Source organism: Desulfoferrobacter suflitae (assembly GCF_022603395.1).
GTDB classification, from domain to species: domain Bacteria; phylum Desulfobacterota; class Syntrophobacteria; order Syntrophobacterales; family Syntrophobacteraceae; genus Desulfoferrobacter; species Desulfoferrobacter suflitae.
Genome location: NZ_JAIBKA010000003.1, coordinates 332157 through 357304 on the forward strand (window position 1 = coordinate 332157; position 25148 = coordinate 357304).

General features: G+C 54.2%; 19 protein-coding genes and 1 riboswitch. Of the genes, 6 read left to right on the plus strand and 13 right to left on the minus strand.

The genetic code is table 11. From position 1 onward, the window contains the following. Positions 1–37: 37 nt before the first annotated feature. The 9 genes from K1V27_RS06925 to K1V27_RS06965 all read right to left on the minus strand — a co-directional run bounded on the left by K1V27_RS06925 (position 38) and on the right by K1V27_RS06965 (position 12178). A complete protein-coding gene (locus K1V27_RS06925) occupies positions 38–1201 on the minus strand; it encodes a TraB/GumN family protein (RefSeq protein WP_258928891.1) in 1164 nt (387 codons plus the stop codon). A 260-nt stretch (positions 1202–1461) separates the two neighbouring features. Next, complete coding sequence (locus tag K1V27_RS06930; RefSeq protein ID WP_258928892.1) at positions 1462–2097, minus strand: PqiC family protein; 636 nt, start codon at positions 2095–2097, stop codon at positions 1462–1464. 17 nt (positions 2098–2114) lie between these two features. Then, positions 2115–3170, minus strand: a complete 1056-nt coding sequence (locus K1V27_RS06935) for an MlaD family protein (RefSeq protein ID WP_258928893.1) — start codon at positions 3168–3170, stop codon at positions 2115–2117. Between the two features lie 24 nt (positions 3171–3194). Next, positions 3195–3974, minus strand: a complete 780-nt coding sequence (locus K1V27_RS06940) for an ABC transporter ATP-binding protein (RefSeq protein ID WP_258928894.1) — start codon at positions 3972–3974, stop codon at positions 3195–3197. A 63-nt stretch (positions 3975–4037) separates the two neighbouring features. Then, the gene (locus tag K1V27_RS06945; RefSeq protein WP_258928895.1) at positions 4038–5180 is read right to left on the minus strand and encodes an MlaE family ABC transporter permease; all 1143 of its coding nucleotides are present in this window, start codon (positions 5178–5180) and stop codon (positions 4038–4040) included. 12 nt (positions 5181–5192) lie between these two features. Continuing rightward, entirely contained in the window at positions 5193–6317 is a 1125-nt protein-coding gene (locus tag K1V27_RS06950) for a branched-chain amino acid ABC transporter substrate-binding protein (protein ID WP_258928896.1), read from the minus strand. A 197-nt stretch (positions 6318–6514) separates the two neighbouring features. Then, positions 6515–9895, minus strand: a complete 3381-nt coding sequence (gene treS, locus K1V27_RS06955; protein WP_258929064.1) for a maltose alpha-D-glucosyltransferase — start codon at positions 9893–9895, stop codon at positions 6515–6517. A gap of 197 nt (positions 9896–10092) precedes the next feature. Then, positions 10093–11382 (minus strand): ATP-dependent 6-phosphofructokinase, encoded by a 1290-nt coding sequence (locus K1V27_RS06960; RefSeq protein ID WP_258928897.1) that lies wholly within the window; start codon positions 11380–11382, stop codon positions 10093–10095. Between the two features lie 115 nt (positions 11383–11497). Then, the gene (locus K1V27_RS06965) at positions 11498–12178 is read right to left on the minus strand and encodes a ferredoxin-like domain-containing protein (protein ID WP_258928898.1); all 681 of its coding nucleotides are present in this window, start codon (positions 12176–12178) and stop codon (positions 11498–11500) included. A gap of 337 nt (positions 12179–12515) precedes the next feature. On the opposite strand from K1V27_RS06965, the gene K1V27_RS06970 reads away from it, so the two are divergent. Together K1V27_RS06970 and K1V27_RS06975 are read left to right on the plus strand one after the other, a co-directional pair. Continuing rightward, positions 12516–14417, plus strand: coding sequence for a GNAT family N-acetyltransferase (locus K1V27_RS06970; RefSeq protein WP_353740545.1), 1902 nt, complete (start codon positions 12516–12518; stop codon positions 14415–14417). Positions 14418–14434: 17 nt separating this feature from the next. Beyond that, positions 14435–16603, plus strand: coding sequence for an acetate--CoA ligase family protein (locus K1V27_RS06975; RefSeq protein ID WP_258928902.1), 2169 nt, complete (start codon positions 14435–14437; stop codon positions 16601–16603). A gap of 237 nt (positions 16604–16840) precedes the next feature. On the opposite strand, the gene K1V27_RS06980 is transcribed toward K1V27_RS06975, so the two are convergent. The 3 genes from K1V27_RS06980 to rho are packed head-to-tail and all read right to left on the minus strand — an operon-like array spanning position 16841 to position 19321. Then, positions 16841–17596 (minus strand): DedA family protein, encoded by a 756-nt coding sequence (locus K1V27_RS06980; RefSeq protein WP_258928904.1) that lies wholly within the window; start codon positions 17594–17596, stop codon positions 16841–16843. A gap of 54 nt (positions 17597–17650) precedes the next feature. Then, positions 17651–18136 (minus strand): asparaginase, encoded by a 486-nt coding sequence (locus K1V27_RS06985; RefSeq protein ID WP_353740536.1) that lies wholly within the window; start codon positions 18134–18136, stop codon positions 17651–17653. Positions 18137–18196: 60 nt separating this feature from the next. Continuing rightward, positions 18197–19321, minus strand: a complete 1125-nt coding sequence (gene rho / locus K1V27_RS06990) for a transcription termination factor Rho (RefSeq protein ID WP_258928907.1) — start codon at positions 19319–19321, stop codon at positions 18197–18199. Positions 19322–19719: 398 nt separating this feature from the next. Here rho and K1V27_RS06995 point away from each other — a divergent pair, with 398 nt between their 5' ends. The 4 genes from K1V27_RS06995 to K1V27_RS07010 all read left to right on the plus strand — a co-directional run bounded on the left by K1V27_RS06995 (position 19720) and on the right by K1V27_RS07010 (position 23799). Next, the gene (locus tag K1V27_RS06995) at positions 19720–20832 is read left to right on the plus strand and encodes a metallophosphoesterase (RefSeq protein ID WP_258928908.1); all 1113 of its coding nucleotides are present in this window, start codon (positions 19720–19722) and stop codon (positions 20830–20832) included. 51 nt (positions 20833–20883) lie between these two features. Continuing rightward, positions 20884–20986: riboswitch (TPP riboswitch) on the plus strand. A 155-nt stretch (positions 20987–21141) separates the two neighbouring features. After that, positions 21142–21624, plus strand: coding sequence for an energy coupling factor transporter S component ThiW (thiW, locus tag K1V27_RS07000; RefSeq protein WP_258928909.1), 483 nt, complete (start codon positions 21142–21144; stop codon positions 21622–21624). Beyond that, a complete protein-coding gene (locus K1V27_RS07005) occupies positions 21612–23132 on the plus strand; it encodes an ABC transporter ATP-binding protein (RefSeq protein ID WP_258928910.1) in 1521 nt (506 codons plus the stop codon). Before thiW ends, K1V27_RS07005 begins: the two co-directional genes overlap by 13 nt. Continuing rightward, entirely contained in the window at positions 23110–23799 is a 690-nt protein-coding gene (locus K1V27_RS07010; RefSeq protein ID WP_258928911.1) for an energy-coupling factor transporter transmembrane component T family protein, read from the plus strand. Before K1V27_RS07005 ends, K1V27_RS07010 begins: the two co-directional genes overlap by 23 nt. A 9-nt stretch (positions 23800–23808) precedes the next feature. Here the strand turns inward: K1V27_RS07010 and K1V27_RS07015 are convergent, their stop codons facing one another. Continuing rightward, on the minus strand, positions 23809–24972 hold the full coding sequence (locus K1V27_RS07015; protein WP_258928912.1) for an MFS transporter: 1164 nt from the start codon (positions 24970–24972) through the stop codon (positions 23809–23811). Positions 24973–25148 lie beyond the last annotated feature (176 nt).

Below are 25148 nucleotides of genomic sequence, written 5' to 3' on the forward strand. Positions count from 1 at the left end.
TTGCTGTTGCCCTCAATAAGCCTTGGCCGTTGGTTTTTCAGGCGAGCATTTTCAGCATCAGGGGGATTGCCACAAAGGTCCCCAGTGAACTGCCAATATTGGTAAAGACGGTGACCAGCAAAATTTTGGTGATCTTATTCTTCCAGAATCCTTTGAGGGAGGCAAGATCTTCGGTCAGGTTTTCAAAATCGATCACGCGCGGCTTGCCGAGCAGCGCTTCCACCAAGCCGGAAACCCAGCCTGCCGCAATCATGGGATTGAGGGACGTGATGGGGGATGCGACCATGGCCGAAGCGATGGTCAACGGGTGAGCCAACGCCGCTGCCGCTCCAACGCCTGCCAGGGCTGCATTGGCGACGATCCACAGCATAATCATATGAGAGCCTGCACTGCTGCCTGCCTTAAAAAAACCAAGCACGATCAGGCTCAGGATCAAAATTGGTATCCCCCATTTGAAAAACCCCTTCAGCTTGCCGGCGGGCGGTATCTCTTTCAGATCTTCGATATCAATGGGATCGTTCCAATATTTTCGGATCCCCTGCGCGTGACCGGCTCCCACCACGGCAACGATCTTACTGCCCGGCGCCGAGCGAATCATGTGGGCGAGGAAGCGGTCCCTTTCGTCAATGAGAACTCTGGTGATCTCGGGGAATGTTTCCCCAAGTTCTGTGAGGAGCTCTTCCAGCACATTTTTGTTCTTCATCCTTTCTATCTCTTGTTCGGTGATATCATCCAAATCCTTGAAAGAGGCCAAAAGGTGACCCATTAACTTAAATTTTGATCGAAATCCCATGGATCGCCAGGCTCGTAAAAGCGTAACCCGCACATCGCGATCCACCAGCTGCACATGAGCGTTTATACCTTCAGCAGATGCAATGGCTTGCAGAATCTCCTGGCCGGGGGTAATCCCGACTTTCTGACCGATCTTCTTCTGAAAGTAGGCGAGAAAAAGATTGGACAGCAGCAGGAACGCCTTCTTCTCTTTGATCACCCTGAAAAGATCCGTCTCCTGCCATTCCTTCTTACTGACGATGGATTGATACCTGGCCTGGCAAAGCTCAATGCAGACGGTGTCCGGTCGTTCCTGTTCGATGACTTGCGCAACCAGTTCGACACTTTGACGGGAAACATGGGCGGTCCCCACCAGGATGACTTCCTTGTCGCCATTGGATAAACGGCGGATATTATCGTTTTCTGTCATTGTAGATCGTCGCAGCTCCTTTGCTCTCGCTTATTCTCAGCCGCACGGAATTTATCATGTTTCGTCGTTTGAGGCACGTTCTCACATCGTTTTCCGAACATTCCCACCATGTCAACCGACAATATAACACCTGTCGGCACCTTGCCACATGAGGATGCAGCCTATCATGAAAATAATGAAAATAAATCATTGGCATGACGGGATTGCTCAGACAGGGCCAGGAGGAGAGGAGCAAAAAAATGAGCATGGGCCACCAGAAATCATTCCGGATAGGCCGGTTCATTTCGTGCAAGCACAGCGATCCGTGCCGCGATCTCGCGGCTCAACTCGGTGACCAGCCGGTTTTCGGCCGAGACTAAATCCTGATAACCAGAACCGGCAACCGGGACCCTCAAGGTAGACTTGTTTGTGAACAGGCTCTTTCTGCCGTCCCTGCCATAGATCGTCCAGCGAGCAATCAACACGGCATGCTCACCCAGGGTTCCGTCGAATTGGAGAATATCCAGTGTTACCTGATAGTTGACTTTTGCCGAATGTTGCCACGGGTAGGTGGATACCCGGTCGGCGCCGAGGAGAATGGAAAGATTTTCAGCCAAAGTGTTGGTGAAATTGGCGTTCAGATCTCCCGCCCATCTTTCGAATTCGGTGATTTTGACTTCGTTGGCACCAATCCGTGTGACGATTTGTGGCCGGTCAAGATAGTCCGGGAATTGAACCGGGCCCACTCCAAGGGAAAGGAAGCCGGGAGCGGCAGGCTGCGCCGGCGGTTTCTGCGCGCTGGGGATGGGTTGGAGAGTATAGAAATTCGCATGCCGGGTGCTGGCACAACCTCCCAGGAACGATGTCAGTGCGGCAAGAACCACTATTGTCGAGCGCGCATATGGAATGCGAATCATTTAATATCCCTCCGAGTTCATTTGCTTTTTCCCCGCAGTAAAGCTTCCGGGTGGCGCTCAAGGTAATCTGTCAGAATGCGCACGGACCTGGCTGCAGCAGACAATTCCTGTAACGTCTTGGTGACCTGGTAGTGCAGCACGGAGCCTTCGCCCGTTGCTCCTTCTATTCCCTCCAGGGTTGCGTTGACCTGCTTCAAGGCGGCTCGGGTCGCAATGAATGTTTCCTGAATAGTGCCGACCAGTGGATCAATGCGCTTATCAATATTTTTCACGGTAGATCTCGTATCACTGACGGTCCTTTCAATGCCGGACATCAGTGTATTAACCCGTGCGTTCATATTTTGCAGCAGCTTGCGCGCGTCACCCAGGGTTTCCTCCAGGTTCATGGACAAGGGCTGGACCTGCCGGCCTATGTTCTTCAACGCGTTTTTTGCTTCTATGATGGCCTCTTCAAGGGACTTCATGGTGGTTTTCAATTCAGGAGAGTTCACCACTTTTTCTATCCCCTCAATGGCTGACAAAAGCTTATTTGCAAGGTCATCCAAGGGAAGCGTCTCGATGGTTCTCGAGATTTCCTCGATGGGGGAGGGGATGGTCGGCAATTCCTGATATTCGCTCACCCTTTTTACCAGCCGGGCAGGTTTTTGTGGATGAAAATCCAGGTTAACATACAACTGTCCGGTCACCAGGCTCTGCATTCCCAGTTGTGCCTTGAGCCCGTGATCGAGCAGAATATCTATAAGTTTGCGTGTGCCCAGTTCCTTGACGGCATCGTCACTGTTGACTTCTTGAATTCGACTCGGGTCAATTTCAATGAAAACGGGAATCTTCAGGGAGAGGTCCTTCCCGTCAAACAGGACTCGAATGTCCGTAACTGAGCCGATTCTCACTCCCCGAAAAGCCACCGGAGCCCCCACAGCGAGTCCATTCACGGAGCCTTCAAAGAACAGGACATACTTTTGAGTCTGTTTGAAGAATCGACCACTGCCAAAAGCAACAATTGCCGCTACGATCAAAATAACGGCGCCAATCACAAAAGCGCCGATAGCCGCCGGGTTTGATTTCTTGCTCATGGTAACATCCGCACCTTCATTGCGTTATGATTCCGCACCATTACCCCGCATGTCTTGGCCGCGCGTCAAAAAATTCTGCACCGTTGGGTGTTCGCAATCGGTTAACAGTCGGTGCGGGTCGCCGCTGGCAATCATGGTTTTGCTGTCCGCGTCCAAAAATACCGAGTTGTTCCCTATGGCGAAAATGCTGGCGAGCTCGTGCGTCACCACGATAATGGTTGCTCCAAGACTGTCGCGCAACTCCAGAATCAGTTCATCCAGGCGCCGCGCACTGATCGGGTCCAAGCCGGCCGAAGGCTCATCAAAGAAAAGAATATCGGGGTCCAGCGCCATGGCTCTGGCAAGAGCCGCGCGCTTGCGCATGCCGCCGCTGATCTCAGCCGGATAATAGTCCTCAAATCCTGCCAGTCCGACCAGGGCAAGCTTGAGCGCGGTGATCTCATCTATCTGCCTGGAACTGAGTGTGGTGTACTCCTCGAGGGGCAGCGAAATGTTTTCTGCCAGGGTCATCGAGCTCCACAATGCACCGCTTTGATACATAACGCCAAATCCGCGCATCATGCGCTTCCGTTCGGTTGGATCGAGTTCCCAGAAGCTCACGTCACCGTACAAGACCTTGCCCCGGGCGGGTGCCTTGAGTCCGATCAGGTGCCGCAGCAGGGTGCTTTTCCCACATCCGCTGCCGCCCATGATGATGAAGACATCTCCACGTTTGACGATGAAATTGAGGTCCCGCTGTAGAACAAAGCTGCCATAGGCCATGGTGAGGTCCCGAACTTCGATGACAGGCTGTGAATCATTCATGCTTGGCCTATTCGATGCCGATTGGATGGAACTTTGCAGCAAAACCCGACCTGCCTGGTGATCTCAAACGCCCAGTATGTCGCAGATAACCGTTATGATCGCGGTCGCAACGACGATACTCACGATTCCCGTGACGACTGCCGAAGTGGCGGCCAAACCCACCGCCGATGCGCTCCTTCCGCATTGCATTCCTCTCAGGCAGCCGGAAAGAGCAATCAGTATCCCGAACACCGCCGCATGGGTCAGCCCTATCCAGAAATTGCTCAAGGCAACGGTTGCACGCGTCTGATTGACATACTCCCAAAAATTGAGGTCGAGCATGTACACGCCGACTATGAGCCCACCAAGAACTCCCATGAGGTCGGCGTAGATACAGAGCAGCGGCATCATGAAAAAGAGGGCAAGCATGCGCGGCAATACCAGAAATTCCATGGGCGAGATACCGAGGGTTGTCAGGGCATCAATTTCTTCATTGACGGTCATGGTCCCCAGCTGTGCAGCAAACGCAGCCCCAGTGCGACCTGCCATGATGACACCGGCCATCACGGCGCCCATCACACGAATCATGGATATTCCCACCAGGCTGGCCACATAAATCTGCGCTCCGAACAGAGCCAACTGGACGGCGCCTATAAAAGCTAGAATGAGCCCCACCAATACACTGATAAGCGATACGATCGGCAACGCTTGAGCCCCGCTCTGCTGCATGAACAAAAACAAGTCAGAACGGCGAAAGCGAGCTCGACCACTCATCAATTTTAAAAGTGCCAAAAAGGCTTCACCGATGAAAGCAAGCATTTCCATGCTGCCATGACCGAAATCCAAGACTTGCCTGCCGACCCGCCGAAGCAACGATTCCTTTGCCGAGGTACGGCGCGCATCCTTTTTTGCCGGGACCGCCGTAGCCAGATTCAGAAGTCGCTGCACCCCTTCCGGCAATCCCTCCCTGTCGGTTTCAATGGCACGGTCTCGGCACTCTTTCTCGAGCTGGACCAGAAAGGTCAGCAATGAGCTGTCCCAAGCCAGCAGCCGCTCTGTGTCGAAGGAGATTCGGCGCAGGTCCGAGCTGCCTTCGATCTCTTTCTTAACTTGCTCCGACGAAGGAATGGCTTTGCCAATACGCCACATGCCTGCAAGGCGAAGTATCAGATTGTCGTGCTCTTTTCGATTCCAGTGGAGCTCCGGTTTTTCCGGGGTATTCACCATGCCTCATATCCACTAAAGCAGCAATGCGGCTTTTCCTCTTGCGTCATACTGATACTCGACAAAAATCTGACCTTCCCGGTCGCCATCCTTATCGAAGGATATCTGACCGGTGAATCCTTCATAGTCTTTGAGGTCGTGCAATAGGTAATTTGCCAGCATGCCCCCGTCGGTCGACCGGGTCTGATCCATGGCAACGGCGATCACACCCAGGGCGTCTCCTGCCAGCACTGCGTAGATGGAACTGACCCTGCGCCCGTACTCACTTCTGAATTGAGAGAGCAACTCTTTGGCTTTGAGGGAAGGTAGATTTTCCGGCCGAGGCAGGCTCAAAAATTGAAAACCCCGGGCGGCCTTTTTCCCGGCAATGTTGATGAGGTCCGGATTATTAGAAGCATCACCGCCGATAATAGGCACTTGCCATCTCAGTTCTCTTTTCTGTCGCAGCAGGACGGCGGCTTCCGGATAGTAACCGGCAAAAAAAATCACATCAGGATCTGTTTCTCGCATTTGCACAAGCTTTTCTCTGTATTTGCCGTGGTCGGTCGGTAGAAATTCATCAAAGGCGATTTGGATCCCCCTTTGTTCCAACAGGGATCGAGTGTTATCGGCCAGGCCCTTGGAGTAGAGGGTGCTGTCGCGCAGGATAGCGACCCTCTTGTAGTTTCCCTCAAGGATCGCTTCGACCGCGGCCTGCGCTTGATCTTCATCATTCGAACAGATCCGGAAAAAGGTTTTTATGCCTTTGCGTGATAATGGCACTGCAGTAGAGGCGTTGCTGATTTGCGGTATCCCCGCTTGGCTGAAGATTCCCTGAACTGCATCGGTAACCGCGGAGGAGTAGCTCCCAATTACTGCCGCCACCCGCTGGCCGGTCAATTGCCGAGCAGCGGTTTTGCCCCCTTCAACGGTTCCCTGATCGTCTGCGATAACCATCTGGATTTTCCTGCCGAACACCCCTCCTTGTGCATTCAGATTGGCGGCAACCAGTTCCGCGACCTCCTTCATCTGCTTTCCCTCCTCGGCCAACGGCCCGCTCATTGGCCCGAGAAGACCGATCCTGACGACTTCTTCAGCCAATGTGTAATGTGGGAGAAAGCAGCAACCCAACAGGAAACCGTAAATCAAGAACTTCTTCATGACCCCTCCGATTTCTACATCCAGTGTGGACCCCAATGATCTCTCAAGCGACTGATTCGAATCGCATTCTATCGCATAACACCCGAGCTGCCGACAAGTGTTATTTGTCCCCCTGCAGAGCCACTCAGCGGCGCTGCCGCCGGCCGGGGATCCAGTTAAAAAATCAGAAATTCTTGGGTGTTGCGGTGAATCACACGTTACATGTGCGTTAAAATCTGCATGATCCCGCTCATGGGAATCGAAGCCCACTCGGGTCTGTTGTTCAACTCATAGCCAAGCTCGTAGACCGCTTTTTCCAGCAGGAAACACTGCAGCAGGATATCCAGTTCTTCCGGGTTGGTGGGAACAAATGGCGCCTGTCCCACAGTTTCCAGATAGGATCTCCAGAAGGTCCGGCTCACGCACAAGTACCATGGCTGTATCCATGGCTCAAGCACCGCGATGTCCTCTTCGCGGATGGCGGGATGCCGGGTAAGGGCACTGCGGACGGCGTAATGAAAAGAACGAACCATGCCGGCTATATCTCTGAAGGCCGATCGCTTGATTCTGCGCTCGGATAGTGGCCGGCTCGGCTCCCCCTCGAAGTCAATGATCATGAAGTCATTACCGGTGTAAAGCACCTGGGCCAAGTGGTAGTCGCCATGGATACGTATCTTCACGGCCTCTATCTTTTTTTCCGTAATCCGCCTTAACCGGTTCAGGATTTCCCGTTCCGATTCAACAATGATCAGTGCCTTTTCGCGCAGTTGCTCGGGCAGTTTCCCCAAGCTCTTCCTGAGATCCTGCATGGCTCTGCGGGTTATGTTGCGCATGGACTGATAAACCGATCGCTGGTAAAGTTTGGAAAAGGGCTCCAAAGCAAATGCAGGATCATCGCTTTCCGACGCCAGCGCCAGGTGGAGCTCTCCGGTTCGCTTACCCAGCAGCCCCATCATTTCCAGGTAAAACTCACCGATGTATTCCTTGAGCTGTGAAGACTCAGACTGTGCCGTCCTTTCGAATGGAGACCCGGATATCTGGGGAGCCTCCAGTGCCCCTCTCTTGGCCAGGATCTTCTCAAAATATTGCCTTACCGACTCCAAAGTATACGTCCAGGCGTCCCCCGCGTTAAGGACAAAGCCTTGAACCAGTGCGAGGTGGATGGGTTCGCCGACGGGGCGATGATACTCTAGAATTCCGGCAAAAGCGGGAACAGAAAGAAAAGCGATTTTTTCAGTGAGGAATCTGGATATTTCAAGATCCGGATTGGCTCCTTCGCCCAATTGCCGGTACAGCTTGATAAAAAAGGTATTCTCGCAGACTATCGAGGTGTTGCTCTGTTCCGCTTTGAGGACCTGTGACGGCAACGGCAGCTTCTTCCCTCCCAGTAACCTCTTGTATTGTCTGCCTTGATGCACGACTATTTCGCCGTGCTTTCCTTTGATTGTCTGCCTGCTTGAAATAGCCCGCAACAGCGTGTTCCTGAACTCTTCATGATACACGCCGTCAAACAGTACGCCCTGCTGATCGCCGACCCGCAGTCGCGCGATTACCGCATGAGGAAATTCCCGCTGAATCATGAGAGACTCTCGCCCGGTGGCATAGGAAATGGGTAGCAGATACCTCTCGGACGCGCCTTCGGTAAAATGCACTTCAATGATCAACAACAGAGCGGCCGGAACCCTCTTCTGCCGTGAAATGAGCATCTCTTCAGCGACATTGATGGCTCTAATGGTCTTGGCTTTGCGGCTGAACCACCGACAACTCTTCAAATATTCCGGCAGAACCGTCTTGAGAAAGATTTCGCCCTGCTCCCCCTCGATGAACTCCTGCCAGTGCCGTGCGACGGCAAACTCGCCTCGGTGTCTTAGGACTGCCGGTTGTTGGTCATCTCTGACTTTGCGCAGTACAAACCAGAAATAATCGTTGAAACCCAGGGTCAGCAGATAGGGAGATTTGTTGATGGGGGGAAACTTGTTGCTGCTGAAGACCTCCTCGGGCTCATACCCGTCGTAGCTCGATAAATCCAGGTGTACCACCTGGGAAAAGCGCGACAGGTTGGCCACCACAAGAATCGTCTCCTCTTGATATTTTCTAAGGAATGCCAAAACCTTGGGGTTATCTGAAAAGGGAAATTCAATGGAGCCGCGTCCAAACGCCTTGAAACGCTTGCGCATCGCGATCACGCGGCGCGTCCACCAGAGGAGGGAGGAAAGATTTGCCTGCTGATTCTCCACGTTCAAGGCCTGAAAGTGATATTCCGGATCAATGATGGTAGGAAGATAGAGCCGTTGCGGATTGGCTTTGGAAAATCCTGCGTTTCTGTCAGGGCTCCATTGCATTGGGGTTCTCACCCCGTCGCGGTCGCCCAGGTAATAATTATCGCCCATGCCCATCTCGTCGCCGTAATACATGATCGGAGTGCCGGGCAAGGAAAACAGCAGGAAGTTGATCAATTCGATCTTACGTCGATTGTTGCCCATCAACGGTGCCAGCCGACGGCGAATGCCGAGATTGATCCGGGCGTGTTGATCCTTGGCATACACCTGATACATGTAATCGCGCTCTTCATCGCTCACCATCTCCAGGGTGAGCTCATCATGATTGCGCAGAAACATAGCCCATTGGCTGGTTTCCGGGATTTCCGGCGTTTGATCGAGAATGTCGAGAATGGGAAACCGGTCTTCCATCCATAAGGCCATGAAAATACGAGGCATAATAGGGAAATGAAAGCACATGTGACATTCATCGCCAGCGCCGAAGTACGCCACTGCATCTTCGGGCCATTGGTTGGCCTCCGCCAGCAGCATTTTGCCCTGGTGTTTACTTTCCACGTGTTTTCTCAGTTTTTTCAAAAACTCGTGAGTTTCAGGCAAATTCTCGCAGTTGGTCCCATCCCGTTCGTACAGGTAGGGAACGGCATCCAGGCGTAACCCGTCGACTCCCATGCTGAACCAAAAATCGAGTACTTTGATGACTTCCTTTTGCACTTGGGGATTATCGAAATTCAAATCCGGCTGATGGGAATAGAAGCGATGCCAGTAATATGCCTTGGCCACCGGATCCCATGTCCAGTTGGAGGTTTCAAAGTCCTTGAAAATGATTCTTGCATCTGAGTATTTGCGCGGCGTATCACTCCATACGTAAAAATCTCTGAGAGAAGTCCCCGGCTTTGCCCGGCGGGCTCTCTGAAACCAGCGGTGCTGATCCGAAGTGTGGTTGATGACCAGTTCGGTGATCACGCGGATGCCGCGGTAGTGAGCCGCTTTCAAAAACTCACGGAAATCGCGCAGCGTGCCGTAGTTTGAGTGTACGTCATAGTAGTCGGCGATGTCGTAGCCATCGTCGCGCAGCGGCGAAGGGTAGAATGGCAGCAGCCACAGCGCCGTAATGCCAAGGTCCTTGAGATAGTCGAGTTTGTGCATCAGGCCGCGGAAGTCGCCGATGCCGTCATCGTCACTATCGAAGAAGCTCTTGACATGAGTTTCGTAGATGACCGCGTCCTTGTACCAATGCGGATCAGCTTCCAGATAGCGTTGATCAAAGGGCATAAAAAACTCCTGATGGACCATCATGACCGTGCCGGCATAACCATCCATCACTGGTGTCAAGTTCGCCTTGAAAAGAATTGCTGGTCTGTCGGAACCCGAAGAGCGAACTGTTCAGTATGTCCAAATGAGTACCCGGTTGTTTACGCAAAAGACCCCATCACAATGATCTGCCGGAATGCACCGGACTGTTGGTCGAGCATGAGCCGGATGGACTTTTGAGCTCAGGCTGGTGCAGCATTGCCCAGCTAGCGCATGTTGCGCGGTTGGCCCGTGGAGGATAGCACATTGCTCCAGAGCTTTCCCGCGGGATCGATGCGTTTGCGCTCACACGTCGCCATGGGAATGGGCACATGGGTAAATTCATTCTTCCAGAAACCGACCACCATACTGGTTCGTCCGGCCATGCCGGCATGCACGGCGTTGTAGCCCAGCAGCAGACAAAATACCGAATCGTGAGGATTGGCCGGCATGCTTCTAATGGTGTAGCTGGGATCAATGTATTTCAGCGTCACGTCCATGCCGAGATTTTTGAAGTGGCTCGTTATTTGTTCTTTCAAGAAAACACCGATGTCACCCAGCTTTATGTTTCCGGACGCATCCGTCCGACCTGTCGCCTGCATCAACTCCTGCCCGGCCCCTTCACCGACGACGATCACGGCATGCCTGCGCTTTTCCAGCCGCGTTTTTAACGCACTCAAAAGACTCTCCAGAGAAAAGGGCACTTCCGGCACCAGACAGAAGTTCACCTCGCTTGTCGCCATGGTCGCATAGGCGGCGATGAACCCCGATTCCCGGCCCATGAGCTTGACCAGCCCGATGCCGTTCCAGGCTCCATTGGCTTCATTGTTGGCGGCGTAAATGACCTTGCTGGCCTCCGAAACCGCCGTTTCGAAGCCAAACGACTTCTGCACGTTGGATATGTCGTTATCGATGGTCTTGGGAATTCCAATGACGGAAATCTTCAGATGGCGCCGAGCGATTTCCTGACTGATGGCCTGAGCTCCTCGCAAGGTTCCATCCCCGCCGATGGTGAAAAGTATGCCCACATTCAAACGCTCGAGCGTATCCACCATCTCGGCCACGTCCTGGGGACCGCGCGATGAACCCAAAATGGTGCCGCCCTTCTGGTGGATGTCGTTCACTGCAGCGGGACTGAGCTCCAGCGGCGTATGCCCGTTTTTGTAGGTCAAACCCTCGTAGCCATATCGGAAGCCAAACACCGTTTGCACTCCATAATGAAAGTGCAAACTCAGCACAATGGCTCGGATGACGTCGTTCACCCCAGGGCACAAGCCTCCGCAGGTGACGATGCCGCATTTGAGCTTGGACGGATCAAAGTAGATTTTCTCTCTTGGCCCCGCCATTTCAAAAAAAGGCGGCATTTTACCCGATTTGAAATAGCTTCCCACTTCTTCCAGATCGGAATGATAAAGTACGTGCCTGATTCCATCGATAAACTGCACGCCCGTCATGGGCGACGGGATGCGGCATTCGCCCAGGCTCGCTATGGAGAGATCCAATTCCTGTTCCATCATGCATGACTCCCATTCATGTCGCCGTCTCAGCAAAGTGCAGGCTTCAGAATGAACACGGCAAAGGCAATCGCCGATTCATCTTCACCATGCGAGGCATGGTGAAGATGTTTCCTGCTCAGTCTTGACCCACGGGCAGGCCAAGTTGTTCCATGAATGTCGTCAGGCCGATCTCATCGATCACCCGCCCCAGACGCTTCGCCTTGCCGGCCCCTTGATACCATTCCACAATTTTATCCACCAGGGCCATGGCTTCGTCGTCATTCAGGCCGGAAGCAATCACGTCCGCCAAACGCGGTTTCAGTCCGGATACAAATCCGCCCGCCAGAACGCGCCAGCCCTTGGCCATTCCCACCAGCCCAACGTCCTTGATGGAAGATTCCGAGCAATTGTTGGGGCATCCCGATACGCCCATCTTGAATTTGTAGGGCAGGCTGTAGCCGTGATATTTGCTGTCCAGCTTGAGGCCCACTCCAACGGCATCCTGCATGCCGATGCGACAAAACGTGGTGCCCGGGCAGATCTTGACCGAGCGCACACAGAGACCGATGGCTGCTCCCGGAGAGAGACCCAAGTCTTTCCAGGCTGCGTCGATGTCCTGGGGGCGAAGCCCCACCAGTGCGAATCGCTCGGCCGACGTGAGCTTGACCGCCTTAGCGCCGTATTTCTCCGCCACATCGGCAATCTTGCGCAACAGGTTAAAGTCGGTGATGATGCCCCCCGGAATGTGGGGAGCGATGGCATAGGTCTCTTTGTCTCTTTGAATAATCGCACCTTTTTCAAGAAGATCTTCAGCCATTGTGCGTGTTCCTCCTAATCAGTCAACCACTCTTGATAAATAACGCAATGGGTAATGGAAAAGCAGCGGAAAACGACTCTCGCAACCGACACTAAGCCAGCCAATATTCGATGTCAAGCGGTGTTCGACGGCACTGTCGGGCAGTTTGTCTGCAGGTGGGTTTGCTTAAAGAGCACTGATACCTTATTCTAGAAGATGGATTGATGGAGCACCGGGAACGGTCTCCCTACATTTTTTTTAATTGAAAAGGTTGGAAACAAACATGAGCGAAGACACAAAAACGGCATGTGCAACATTCCCATTTTTTCGGCCGGAAAGAGAGGCCGTGGTGGATTCAATGGACTGTCTGGGGCATGTCGAATGGCTCAAGGATTACTGCCCCAACAAAATGGTCAGCGCGGAACAGGCTGTTTCCAGGATCAAGCGCGGCAGCCGGGTATTTATCGGCACGGGCTGCGGCGAGCCGCAACATCTCATCAGGGCTTTGGTCAGCGACTTGAACCTGCAGGATATCGTCGTTTATCAGATGCTCTCGGGCACCCTTGCCAAGTACGTGGAAGACCAGTCCTTTACCAGTCGTTTCTCACTGAAATTATTCTTCATCAGCGAATACATGCGCAAGGCCGCGTTTGAAGGGAAGGTGGACTATATTCCGGCGTACCTGTCGCAGATCCCGAGTCTTTTTTCGAGCCAACGCATTGGACTGGATGTAGCCCTCATCCAAGTGAGCCCGCCCGACAGGTTCGGGTATTGTAGCCTGGGCGTTTCTGTCGACATCACTCGGGTGGGCATGGAAAATTCCAAGCTGGTCATCGCCCAGGTCAATCCGAAAATGCCGAGAACCTGGGGAGACAGTTTTGTGCACGTGGATCAAATCGAGTGTCTGGTCCTGCACGACGAACCTCTTTGGTCATACGTACCCAGCCCGCGGGAGAGCGCAATCGAACAAAGGATAGGCCATTACATTTCTCAGTTGGTGCCCAACGGCGCCACTCTCCAGATCGGTTTCGGACAGCTTCCGTATGCCATCTTGAAGTACCTGGACGGTAAAAAAGACCTCGGCATCCATACCCAGCTCATTACCGATGGGTTTTTGCCTCTGTTTGAGAAGAAAGTCATCACCAACAAGAAAAAGACTCTTTTGCCCGGGCGGGCCGTGGCTTCTCTGTGCATGGGCACGGAAAAAATCTACAATTATGTTAACAATAACCCGATGTTTTATTTCAGGAACTCGGAATTCGTCAATGATCCCGCGGTCATTGCCAGGAATGACAACCTCATTTCCATCAGTTCGGCCCTCGAGGTGGATCTCACCGGCCAGGTCTGCACTGATTCCCTCGGTTACCTCTTTTTCAGCGGCATAGGCGACCAGGTCGACTTCATTCGCGGAAGTGCCATGTCCAAAGGCGGTTTCTCCATTATTGCGCTGCCATCAACCGCCAAAGACGGCAAAGTTTCCCGCATCGTGCCGAGTCTGAGCGAAGGGGCGGGGGTGGCGACTACCCGCGGAGACATCAATTTTGTGGTGACCGAATACGGTATCGCCGAACTTCAGGGGAAGAGCATTTATCAGCGCGTTATGGAACTGGCGCAGATCGCCCATCCAAAATTTCGCGAGGAGTTGATCGAGGTGGCCAAAAAGCGTCACTACATTTTTGCCGACCAACTGCCGCCCCACGAGGACGATCTCATATTTCTTGAGGGATACAAGACCGCCATGCAGCTTCAGGATGGAACAGTGGTAGAATTTCGACCGCTCATGCCGTCGGATGAGTTTGCCTATCGCAATTTTTTCTACTCCCTCAAGGAAGACACGATCTATTACAGATTTTTTTATTACAAGAAGCTGTTTTCCCATGAGACGGTGCAAAAGCATTGGGCGAGTGTCGATTACCGGAAGAATATGTCTCTGGTCGGCATCACCTCCATGGGTGGCCGCAAGGAAATCATAGCCATTGCTTCCTATGCTCAGGGGGAAGAAGAGGCAGACAGGGCTGAGGTCGCTCTGGTGGTAAGAGAAGACTATCAGAATCTGGGGATCGGCTCACACCTCCTGGAGCAACTCGAAAACATTGCCAGGGAGAACGGATACAAAGGCTTTGTGGCGAGTGTCTTGCGAGAAAACACGGGCATGATTCACGTGTTCAAAAAAAGGTATGCCGATGCCAAAGTTCTCAGAGGCGAAGGCGGCGACGTATTCATAGTGATGGATTTCGATGCGGGTGATGCTCAAAGTTGAAAGGAGCGGGGTTTAGCATGAACGGACTGGACGCAATATTTTCGCCACAGGCCATTGCGGTTGTGGGCGCATCGACGACACCGGGGAAAGTTGGACACGATATCTTCTCGAACATATTGAAGGGAGGCTACACCGGAACCTTGTATCCGGTGAATCCTCATGCTCGCTCCGTCCTGTCGGTGAGAGCCTATGCTGCACTCGATGAAATTCCGGATGAAGTGGATCTCGCCATCATTATTTTGCCACCCCGGGCGGCACTTGAATCGGTAAAGCAATCGATAGCCAAGGGTGTTGAAGGAATCGTCATTGTATCCGCCGGTTTTCGAGAAACGGGCGAACAGGGGGCAGAAATCGAAAACCGGATCGTGTCTCTCTGCAGAGAGGCAGGGGTGCGCATGGTGGGGCCCAATTGTCTCGGTGTGATCAATCCCCTCGAGTCGGTTCGGATGAATGCCAGCTTTTCCACCCGCATGCCTGCTGCCGGCAAGATCTCCTTCATCTCTCAAAGCGGCGCGCTGTGCACAGCGGTACTGGACTTTGCCGCAGACCGCGACTTCGGCTTTTCCAAGTTTATTTCCATCGGTAACAAGGCGGATGTGGATGAACTGGATCTGTTGCAGTATTTGCATGAGGACATCGATACCGAGGTGATCATGATTTATCTCGAAGAACTGCGACGGGGGCGAGAGTTCATCGAAGCCGTCAAAGAGATTACTTCGGGGCGCAGGCGGACCCCGGTGCTGGTGATAAAGTCCGGAAGGACCAGCGCGGGAGCCCGTGCAGCAGCGTCCCATACGGGGGCTCTGGCCGGGTCGGAAGCGGTTTATGATTCGATCTTTGAACAATCCGGCATCATTCGCGCCGAATCCATCCATGAACTGTTCGATTTTGCCAGCGCGTTCACCTACAAGAGTTCTACCGCACTGGGTAAAGTCAGCAGAAAGCTTCCCGCCGGAAACCGCGTGGCCATTGTCACAAACGCGGGAGGCCCGGGGATTGTGGCGACTGATATGACGATAACCGCGGGATTGGAACTTGCCGGCTTCCAGGATGAGACCATAGAATCCCTGCGCGAGCACCTGCCCTCGACTGCCAACATTCATAATCCGGTCGACGTCATTGGCGATGCAACTCAGGAGCGATATGAAAATGCCTTGAACGCGGTGCTCAAAGACGAGGGAGTGGACGGTGCACTGGTCATACTCACACCCCAGTCCATGACCGACGCCCTCGGCATCGCCAAAGCCATTGCACGCATTGCGCGAGGATCACGCAAACCGATGCTCAGCTGTTTTATGGGAATCGTGGACGTTTCCGAGGGAGTTCAGTTCCTGCAGGAACACGGCTATCCTGTCTTTCGTTTTCCGGAAGATGCGGCCAAGGCGTTCGGAGCGCTCTACCGTTACAGCAAGTGGCTCAACCGCCATGAGCTCAAGCCCTTTAAGCTTCAGCATGACAGAGCGCAGGCGGCAAAGATCATCGACAAGCACATGAATGCCGGCAAGCGTTATGTGGGAGAAGTGGGCGGACTCGATCTGCTCAAGTGCTACGGATTCAATGTGCTGCCTACAGAACTCGCCAGAACGGCTGAGGAGGCAGTCGAGATTGCGGCGAATATCGGTTTTCCCGTGGTGCTGAAAATCGTCTCCGAGCAGATCGTCCATAAATCCGATGCCGGTGGAGTCCTGCTCAACCTGCGCGACCAGGCCGCTGTTCAGCGAGGTTTTCTGAAAATTGTCGAAAACGCCGGGGACTATAGCTCCGAAGCAGTGATTGACGGGGTGCTGGTGCAGAAGATGGCGCCTCAGGGCGAGGAGGTGATTTTCGGCATGAATCGCTATCCAATTTTCGGACCCCTGCTGATGTTTGGCATGGGGGGAATCTTTGTTGAAGTTTTTCAGGATGTCAAGTTCAGCCTGGCACCGGTGACTCGTGAAGAAGCGGTGCGCATGATCCATGATATCAAGGGCTTTAGGCTTCTCAATGGGTTCAGGGGCAGACCCAGGGCTGACATAGACGCACTCGAGAAACTGCTGGTGAGCATGTCCCATTTGGCTGTGAACCATCCTGAAATCTGCGAAATGGATCTCAATCCGCTGCTCGTCCACCCGGAAGGAGAAGGCGTCACCGTAGCCGATTGCAGGATTATTCTGCAACAGCCTGCAGCGGCCTGCAGACCAGGATAGGCTTCTGCTCGGTCTGCATGCCTTTCCCTCCTTGGATGATAGGATACCAGGGCGGTTTGGCACATTTGAAACACCGAGTCGGGCATTATGACGTGCGATGGCCCAAAAGGGTCCTCGGCAGATGTTCGCCGCTTAGGCGATGAAGGCGAGCGTGTGCCGGACAGGGGTTCTGCGGGCCAGGGTCCGGCGTAAAGGAGCAAGGGCGGCGACGCAAACAAAAATTCACATCCTCGACTGCTAGGGAATGTTTGGGTTGGCTCTGCTGCGCCGACGCAGCAGATAAGCCATCAACAAGAGGAAGCTGGTCATCGCCAGGATGGGTACCCAAATGCCGAGATGCTCCAGGATTCTGTGGAAGAGGTATATGTTTTCATCCAGGTAATAGAGTCCGAGACCCCAGAAGAGAGTCCACAAGAGAGCCCCTGAGACGTTGTACAAGGTAAAGTACCACCAGGGCATATCGAGGATGCCTGCAACAATGCCGTTCAGTTGGCGCAGCCCGTCCAGAAAGCGAGCGACCAGGATCAGCATGCCGCCGTAGCGCCGAAAACGGTTTTCCACGCGCGCCATGCGCTCCTCATTTACCTTAAATCGGGTCAGGATGGCTCGCCCGCCCCAGCGGCCCATCAGGAACCCCGCGGTATTTCCCAGAATCGCCGCCAAGACGGTTACCAGCAGCAACAGCACGATGTGCATTTCCTGATTTGCGGCGGCCAGGCTGCCGGCCATCAGGAGTGTTTGACCGGGAGCCGGTATGCCGCACCCTTCGATCGTGACCGCGACAAAAACCGCTGCGTACCCATAGCGCTCAAGCAGCGGTTTCACCCTGGCAAGATAATGCTCGAAATCTTTCAGTATGTGATGTTTGGCAGGGTCTTCATCAAGGGTTGATGTCGGGTACTGACGGTCTGAAACCGCCTGCGCACCTGTTGGACCGAGCACCGGCGTCGGCCACAAAACAACTAGAAACAAGATCAGGGCAAACGCCTTCATGGAGTCCTCACGAGTTGATCAAATCTCAGATCAATAGGATGAAGCTCAGCTCCTTCACAATTCTTCAAAAACACCGAGATCCCGGTTTTTGCGGCATCGCCAGGGATTGAAAATCCTCCCGTTCATGGCGATATGGACTCCGTGCGACAGGGACGAGACCGCTCCCACCGCAACTCCTATATTGAAAACGGCATCACTCGACTTGAAGTTTGCCGGCTCCATGGCTCCCGTCAGAACAACGCATTTTTCGGCAATATCGCTCAGGACCTTACCCGTTTCGATCATGGTGTCGGTGCCGTGGGTGATGATGATCCGGCGGCAACTCTCTTCGGCCACATGGCGCCTGATGAGCTCGCGATCGGCATCATCCATATCGAGGCTGTCTTTCCTCAGCAGCGATTCGATCTCATAGCGAAACGCAATCGGCAGGCTCCCGAGAATCGCTCTGACACTGGGGAAGCCCACCTGGTACTGGCTCAACTTGTCAAAGTAGACCTTATCGATTGTGCCGCCGACAGAGAATATTTTTATCTTCACCACACTCCTCACGCGCTCGTTGGATGAAAAGATATACCGTCCCCTGTTCAACTCGGCAAAAGTTCACCCCCGGTTCATATCGGCGCCGCGCTGGAACAGTTCGGCATTACTCTCGGTCGTATTCACCAGTCCAAGCAGATCCTGCATGGCGGTTTTGGCATCGCTGTCCGCCAAATGGCGGCGCAACACCTGGAGCCACCTGATTTCCTGACTGGTGTAGAGCAGCTCCTCCTTGCGTGTGCCGCTGGCCAGAATGTTGATGGCCGGGAAAATTCTCGCCTGGGCCAAGGACCGATCCAGCACAATCTCGCTGTTGCCGGTGCCTTTGAATTCCTGAAAAATATGCTCATCCATGCGCGAACCTGTATCGATGAGTGCCGTCGCGATTACCGTCACCGAACCGCCATTTTCGACATTGCGTGCCAGGCCAAAGAAGCGGCGCGGAATCTCGAGGGCTCTTGCATCCAGCCCGCCGGTCATGGTTCGGCCTACGCCGGCACCATGAATGTTGAACGCCCGCCCCATGCGTGTGATGCTGTCGAGCAACACGACAATATCTCGGCCGCATTCCAGTTCAGAGCGGATGTGAGCGAGGGTCAGCTCAGCCAGATTGACGTGCGATTCGATACTTTGATCGTTGGAACTGGCGAGGACTTCCGCCGGCACATTACGCCTGAAATGAGTGACTTCCTCCGGGCGTTCGTCGATCAATAGTACGATGATTCGAGTGTTGGGGTCAGCAGTGTGAATGGCCCCCGCCATCTCTTCCAGAAGCCGCGTCTTGCCGGTTTTTGGCGGTGCGACGATTAGGCCCCGAGTGCCTTTGCCGATGGGAGCGATAAGCTCCACAATGCGCATGGATGGGTTGCCGTTGTCCCCCAGGCGAAATCTTTCCTTGGGGTCTATGGGAGTCAAGCGGTCAAAGCGCGTCCGGTTGCGGAACTGGTCGGGTGGCAGCCCGCAGACCCGTTCCACGGTATCCAGCTGATATCCCTTCTTCCCTCGGTGTGCAACCCCTTCCACCGTTGCCCCATCGGTAAGGTGGCAGGTTCGAATGAGCCGGGACGACACCCATGTGTCGTCCGAACTGGGTTGAAACGATTTTGCCGAATCCCGCAGAAAGCCGCTGCTGCCTCGACGAAGAGTTTGCAGGACCCCGCTTGCTTTCTCAGGCGTTTTTGAGTTCATTTGCAGCACTTTCTTTTTTGCGCGCCTCGATTGTCGGCGCGACCGGTTCTATTGGAAAAAGGTGACGCCTCCGCCCATGTGTGCGCATGTGACAGCCTTGCCGTCTTACTTAAGAGGAGGTGCATTCAGCCGAGTAATGATCACTTGATCACTTTCTGAGCAGTTCGTTCCGGTTCTGGAAAATAGCTCGGCGGCCTTTTGGGACGGGACGTAAAGTTCCATGTAGACATTTTTAGGCAATCGGGCAAGAGAAAATAACATGACCGATGGCCGGCCGCATCGAAGGATTTGAATGAAACCATAACATCACATGAGGATGGTCATCCGGTCGAAAAAAGGATATGTATCGAGCGGTTGCCAAAAACTCACAGAGTACTGTTCGATTGCGGGAGGGCAGATTGCGGTTCCTAATCACTTTCGTTTCCATCTATTCTCTGATGCACGCATTCTTCTATTTCAGAACCAAAGTCATATTGCCCCGACACAGCCCTGCCAGGGGCGTCTTTATAGTTTTTCTAACGGCAATGGTGTTTGCTCCCATCACCACGCGCCTTCTGGAGCGATCCGGGCATGATGTCTCCGCCCGCTTCATGGCCTGCCTCGGATACGGCTGGATGGGATTCCTGTTCATCTCGTTCTGGGGGTTGTCATTACTGCTTGTGCTTGGTTTTGTGTTCAAGGCCTTTCAAGTGACGACCGGGGCGCCAGCGGCCGACCCGACGGGTAAAAATCCTACGGTGGCCGTGCTGGTTCTGGCCGCTTTGATCTTTGTCTATGGCCTGTTTGAGGCGCAAAATGTCACGACCGAAAGAATCACCGTCTCTACTTCAAAACTTCCGGCAAATATTCAACGTCTCAAGATAGCTCAGATTTCCGACGTTCACCTGGGGCTGTTGGTGGGCAGCAAGCGATTGGAACAAATCCTTGCAAAGGTTCGTGCCGAAGATCCGGATGTTTTGGTGTGCACCGGTGATTTGGTGGATGGCAATATCGATCGGATGGACGAGATTCACGTGGCCATCAATGAGCTCAATCCCCGCTTCGGCAAGTACGCCGTCATCGGAAACCATGAATATTACGCCGGCCTGAGCAGGTCGATCAAATTTACCGAGAGTTTTGGCTTCGAGGTGTTGCGCAACACTGTTGTAAATGTTCAGGATGTGCTGCAAATAGCGGGTGTCGACGATGCGGCCGGAGGCGCATTGATAGATGAAGCGGCACTTCTCGCGTCTGGGCAAACGGGGCTCTTCACGCTCTTTTTGAAACATCGGCCGGCGGTAACGCCGGCTGCCCTCGGCCTGTTTGATTTGCAGCTCTCGGGGCATACGCACCGAGGCCAGGTTTTCCCGTTTCGCTGGTTGGTTCACTTTGTCTATCCCTTGCAGGACGGATTCTATCGGCTCGGCAAGGGGTCCTGCCTGTATACCAGTCGCGGTTCGGGAACGTGGGGACCGCCTATTCGAGTCCTGTCGCCCCCCGAAGTTACGCTCATCGAGGTGGTCCGTGACTGACATGGCGTACAGAAAGCAATTGATCTGATCCGATTGCGTGTGTTACTTAGCAAGTGTCACTAGGGGAGGCTAGGCTGAGAGCCGACACATCGTTCGGCAACCCTCAACACCTGATCTGGGTAATGCCAGCGTAGGGAAGTGGCGCCAACCAATTCATACTGCAAGGGCCGGAGCAGCCTTTGCGCAGTGGGGAAATCTGTGAAAGTTGGAGCCGCATTCCCTTTGGGAACGCGGCTTCTTTTGTCTGGTTGCCCAGAATCAGAAGATGGTTGACGGGAACAGGATCAAGGTTGACGGAAGGGGATGGGCATGAAGGCTAAGGAGGTTGCAAAAGCTGTGGTCCTGGTCGCGGTTGCAGTGGCGTTGTCGCCTTTTTTTATCCCGGTTGGAATTTCCAAATGTTTTCCAGCCCAACACATGGTCAACGTGTTGAGCGCCGTGCTACTGGGGCCGGGATATGCCGTTGCGGTGGCTACTGTGGCCGCCGTGCTGCGCAATATTCTGGGGCTGGGAACGCTGCTTGCCTTCCCCGGGGGCATATTCGGCGCACTTCTGGCCGGGCTGGCGTACCGTGCATTTAACAACATTTACGCGGCGGGACTTGGCGAAATTGTGGGGACCGGCATTGTGGGTTCGCTCACCAGCGTCTGGCTGGTGGCCCCGATGCTGATGGGAAAGACCATGGCGGTTTCGACCTTGATGATTGCGTTCAGTGTCAGTTCGCTGGGCGGAGCCATCATGGCGCTGCTCGTCCTGCAGCTCCTGCGCAAAGGGGGCGTGTGGAAACGGTGATTGAACTGCGCGGCGTACATTTTCGCTACGACCCCGATGCATGGGTACTGGAAGGTATCGATCTCAGCATCGGCAGCGCCGAATACGTGGTGGTCGGTGGTGCCAACGGATCCGGAAAATCGACCCTGGGTTATCTGCTCAACGGCTTGATCCCGCACTTTGTGGAAGGAGAGCTGTCGGGGAACGTCATCGTAGCCGGGCATGACACTCGAGACCTCGCGGTTGTAGACCTGGCTGCGCAGGTCGGGCTGGTGCTGCAGAACCCTGAGGCACAGCTGTTCAACGCGACCGTAGCGGAGGACATCGCCTTCGGGCTGGAAAGCTTCGGTGGAGAGGCAGCACTCATCGATGAAAAAGTGATTGAGGTTGCGGCGTCTCTGCATATCGAGCATCTTCTGGAACGTGCGCCGGATGGGCTTTCCGGTGGGGAAAAACGGCTGGCGGCGATAGCTTCCGTACTCGCGTTGGAGCCGTCGGTCGTGGTGCTGGATGAACCGTTTGCCGAGCTCGATTGGGAAGGCGTTGCCCTGGTCCGTGGCCGATTGAGAAACCTGCACCGGGCCGGCAAGACGATTATCCTGATCGAACAGCGCTTGCAGAGCGCCATTGAGGAAGCAACACGCTGTATCATTCTGGAAGACGGCAGGGTACTGTTCGACGGAACACCGGCAAAAGGGAAAGAGATCTTTGCGGCAAAACAGCTGATTGTCAGCTATCCACAGCGCGTGCCGCGCATGGTGCCCAACGATCCGCCCATACTGTCTGCGCACAACCTGTGCCGGCAAATGGATGGTGAAACGATTCTCAAAGAGGTGTCGCTGGAAATAAGACGAGGGGAATCGGTAGCGTTGATCGGCAGGAACGGCGCGGGCAAGACCTCATTGATCAAGCACTTCAATGCACTCTTGAAGCCCTGCAGTGGTTCGGTTGTGCTTTTCGGTGAAAACACTCGCGCCAAGAGGACCAGTGAATTGGCAGCGTACGTGGGCCTCTCCTTCCAAAATCCGCATGATCAGTTCTTCAAGTTGCGGGTGGACCAGGAATTGCGTGTGGGGGCAAGCATGCATAAGGGCGTTGATGACGAGTGGATCGACCGGGTGCTTCACATTTTCAAACTGGGTGGGCTGCTGGACCGTTCTCCCTTTCGTCTGAGTGAGGGGGAAAAGAAGCGTGTGGCGCTCGCCTCCATTTTTGCGGCACAACCTCCGATGGTCGTGCTGGACGAACCCACAGTCAACCAGGACGGTTATTTCAGGCGGGCCCTGGTGCGTTTTCTGGCCAAATTGGAAGAATTCGGCTTCACCTTGATCATTGTGACTCACGATCTGGAATTTGCCAGGGCCGCGACCGATCGCTGGATCCTTCTGGAGGCTGGAGAGGTGATTGCCGACGGATCGCCTCGAGCAGTCAGCGAAAAGTTGCACGCGCTGCCCGGGCAACCGACCGTCGATCATACACAATGGACGAGCCGGGAGGGCCATACACTTGGAAAAGCGCAACTCGGCTAGCCTGGATGCGAGAACCCGTCTTTTCCTGGGCGGCGCATGCCTGGGATCGGTTCTTGCTGCCTCTGCACTCGAGATCCTCGGCATCCAGTCCGCCATCATCCTTCTGGTTATTTTGACCAGAGGGCTCACCCACAAGTGGGTTCGTTCCATGCGACTGCTGTGGCCGACCGTGGCAATGGTTTTTGTCGTTGTATACCTTTCTTTTGATACCGGCCAGGCTATGGCTGCTGCGACTAAACTGGTTAATCTGCTCACCGTCTCCTTCATTTTTTTTAGCAGCATCACGCCTCAGGAAATGGGCGATGCCTTGAGGAAAATGCATGTTCCCTACCGTTTCAGCTTTATCCTCACAACGGCCATGCGCTATGTCCCTTTGATCGGACAAAAGACGCGAAACATCATGGACGCACAGCAATCGCGCGGCATCGATCTGCGCTTCCGGCCCCGAAACATCAAGAATATCATGGCACTGCTGGTGCCTCTGACGGTTCAGTCCTTCATGCTTGCAGAACAACTGGGCATGGCCATGGAGATGCGGGGCTTTGACAGGGAAGGGCGCACCCTGCGCTGCGCCAATCGTCTTCAGTTGATCGATTATCTGGTCATCCTCTTCTCGTTCGCTGTGCTGGGATTGTTCGTCGGCGGACAGATGGGCTGGATCAAGTGAGCGTTGATGTCATTGGGTCTGCTTTACCGGAGGAGCAATGGACCACAGGAACAGAGCAAGGCTCAACAGAGTGCACAAACAGGAAGTCAGAGCATTTGGCAGGATGCTGTGATTGTGGGTCCACAGCCAGGGGCCGGAGAGCGAGGCAAACATGCGGCCGGCCACATTAAGACTGTAATTCGTTGCCAGCCACCTGCCGCGCTGCATGGGCGCCAGCTCGGATACGTAGGAAATCATGGAAACAAAGGTCAGCTCAAACAGAAAAAACACGGTCATCAACGCCGGCATGGCGAGCAGCAGGGAACCTTGACCTGCTATCAGGGAAAGATAGGCCAGCGCGCCTGTCAACAGCCCTGCACAGATGGTGCGGCGTTTTCCCAGTCGATCCACGGCCAGTGCAACCGTCAGTTCGCCCGCCAGCTCGGCAAGGCCCGCCAGCGAAGATAGAAAGCCCAGAGCTTCCACCCGCAAGGAAAAACATTGCTCCAGCCAGGCACCGAAAACGATCATGATGTTTTCGTTGGCAAAGGCCATCAGAAAGGTGCAAAAGAGAACCAGAGACGGTGCCGTTCTGGCGAGCAGGGATGCGTGGGAAGGATCTGCGGGCTGGAAGATAGCGACGCGGTCCGACTGCGGCGCCTTCAGTCGACCGGTGAAAAAGAGCATCAGCAGGGAGGCCAGTGCCAGGAGCACAAAGGGACTGCGCCATCCCACCTGGGCAATGAGCAGACCACAGACGGGAATTCCCAGAAACCAGCTTGCCGACCAACTGGCTTCGATCAAACCAATGACTCGGGCGCGCCGGGAATAGGGTACGCTGGCGCTGACGTATGCCTGTGAAACGGGTACGTAGGCTGTCTGTGCCAGTCCGAGAAGGGCGAATCCCACTAATGCCCATAAAAAGGAACTGGAGAAGGAAACCAGCGTGTTTCCCAAGAAAAGAATGGAGAGCGCCACCAGCATCCACCGCACATAACCGATGCGCTCTCCCCACATGCCAAAAAAAATGCCTGCCAAACCGGTTACCGAACGTGCCGTGAGGAACAGTCCCGCCTGCTGAAGAGGAATACTCAGCCCGCGGCTGATCGCCGGCAGAAAAGGGTAGACTACCCGAAAGCTCAGGTTGAGAACCACCCGGCTGATGAAGATGACAAGCCATGCAAATTGGGTCAAACAGCACCTGCCCTGAACGGCGTCGCAGTGCGCTCCTGAGTGCAGGCGGCGCAAAGTGGCATGTTGAGTCTGCAAAAGGTCCGTTTAAAACAAAAAATACCTCTTCGTAAAGCGGCATTTTCGGCAAGGTTACAATTCCGCGCACCCCCGCTGAAACAGCAGGGGTGCGCAGTGAT

Coding starts and splice junctions, on each gene's coding strand:
- K1V27_RS06925 (WP_258928891.1), bottom strand. CDS start 1,201: ATGACAGAAAACGATAATATCCGCCGTTTATCCAATGGCGACAAGGAA.
- K1V27_RS06930 (WP_258928892.1), bottom strand. CDS start 2,097: ATGATTCGCATTCCATATGCGCGCTCGACAATAGTGGTTCTTGCCGCA.
- K1V27_RS06935 (WP_258928893.1), bottom strand. CDS start 3,170: ATGAGCAAGAAATCAAACCCGGCGGCTATCGGCGCTTTTGTGATTGGC.
- K1V27_RS06940 (WP_258928894.1), bottom strand. CDS start 3,974: ATGAATGATTCACAGCCTGTCATCGAAGTTCGGGACCTCACCATGGCC.
- K1V27_RS06945 (WP_258928895.1), bottom strand. CDS start 5,180: ATGGTGAATACCCCGGAAAAACCGGAGCTCCACTGGAATCGAAAAGAG.
- K1V27_RS06950 (WP_258928896.1), bottom strand. CDS start 6,317: ATGAAGAAGTTCTTGATTTACGGTTTCCTGTTGGGTTGCTGCTTTCTC.
- treS (WP_258929064.1), bottom strand. CDS start 9,895: ATGGATGGTTATGCCGGCACGGTCATGATGGTCCATCAGGAGTTTTTT.
- K1V27_RS06960 (WP_258928897.1), bottom strand. CDS start 11,382: ATGATGGAACAGGAATTGGATCTCTCCATAGCGAGCCTGGGCGAATGC.
- K1V27_RS06965 (WP_258928898.1), bottom strand. CDS start 12,178: ATGGCTGAAGATCTTCTTGAAAAAGGTGCGATTATTCAAAGAGACAAA.
- K1V27_RS06970 (WP_353740545.1), top strand. CDS start 12,516: ATGGACTGTCTGGGGCATGTCGAATGGCTCAAGGATTACTGCCCCAAC.
- K1V27_RS06975 (WP_258928902.1), top strand. CDS start 14,435: ATGAACGGACTGGACGCAATATTTTCGCCACAGGCCATTGCGGTTGTG.
- K1V27_RS06980 (WP_258928904.1), bottom strand. CDS start 17,596: ATGAAGGCGTTTGCCCTGATCTTGTTTCTAGTTGTTTTGTGGCCGACG.
- rho (WP_258928907.1), bottom strand. CDS start 19,321: ATGAACTCAAAAACGCCTGAGAAAGCAAGCGGGGTCCTGCAAACTCTT.
- thiW (WP_258928909.1), top strand. CDS start 21,142: ATGAAGGCTAAGGAGGTTGCAAAAGCTGTGGTCCTGGTCGCGGTTGCA.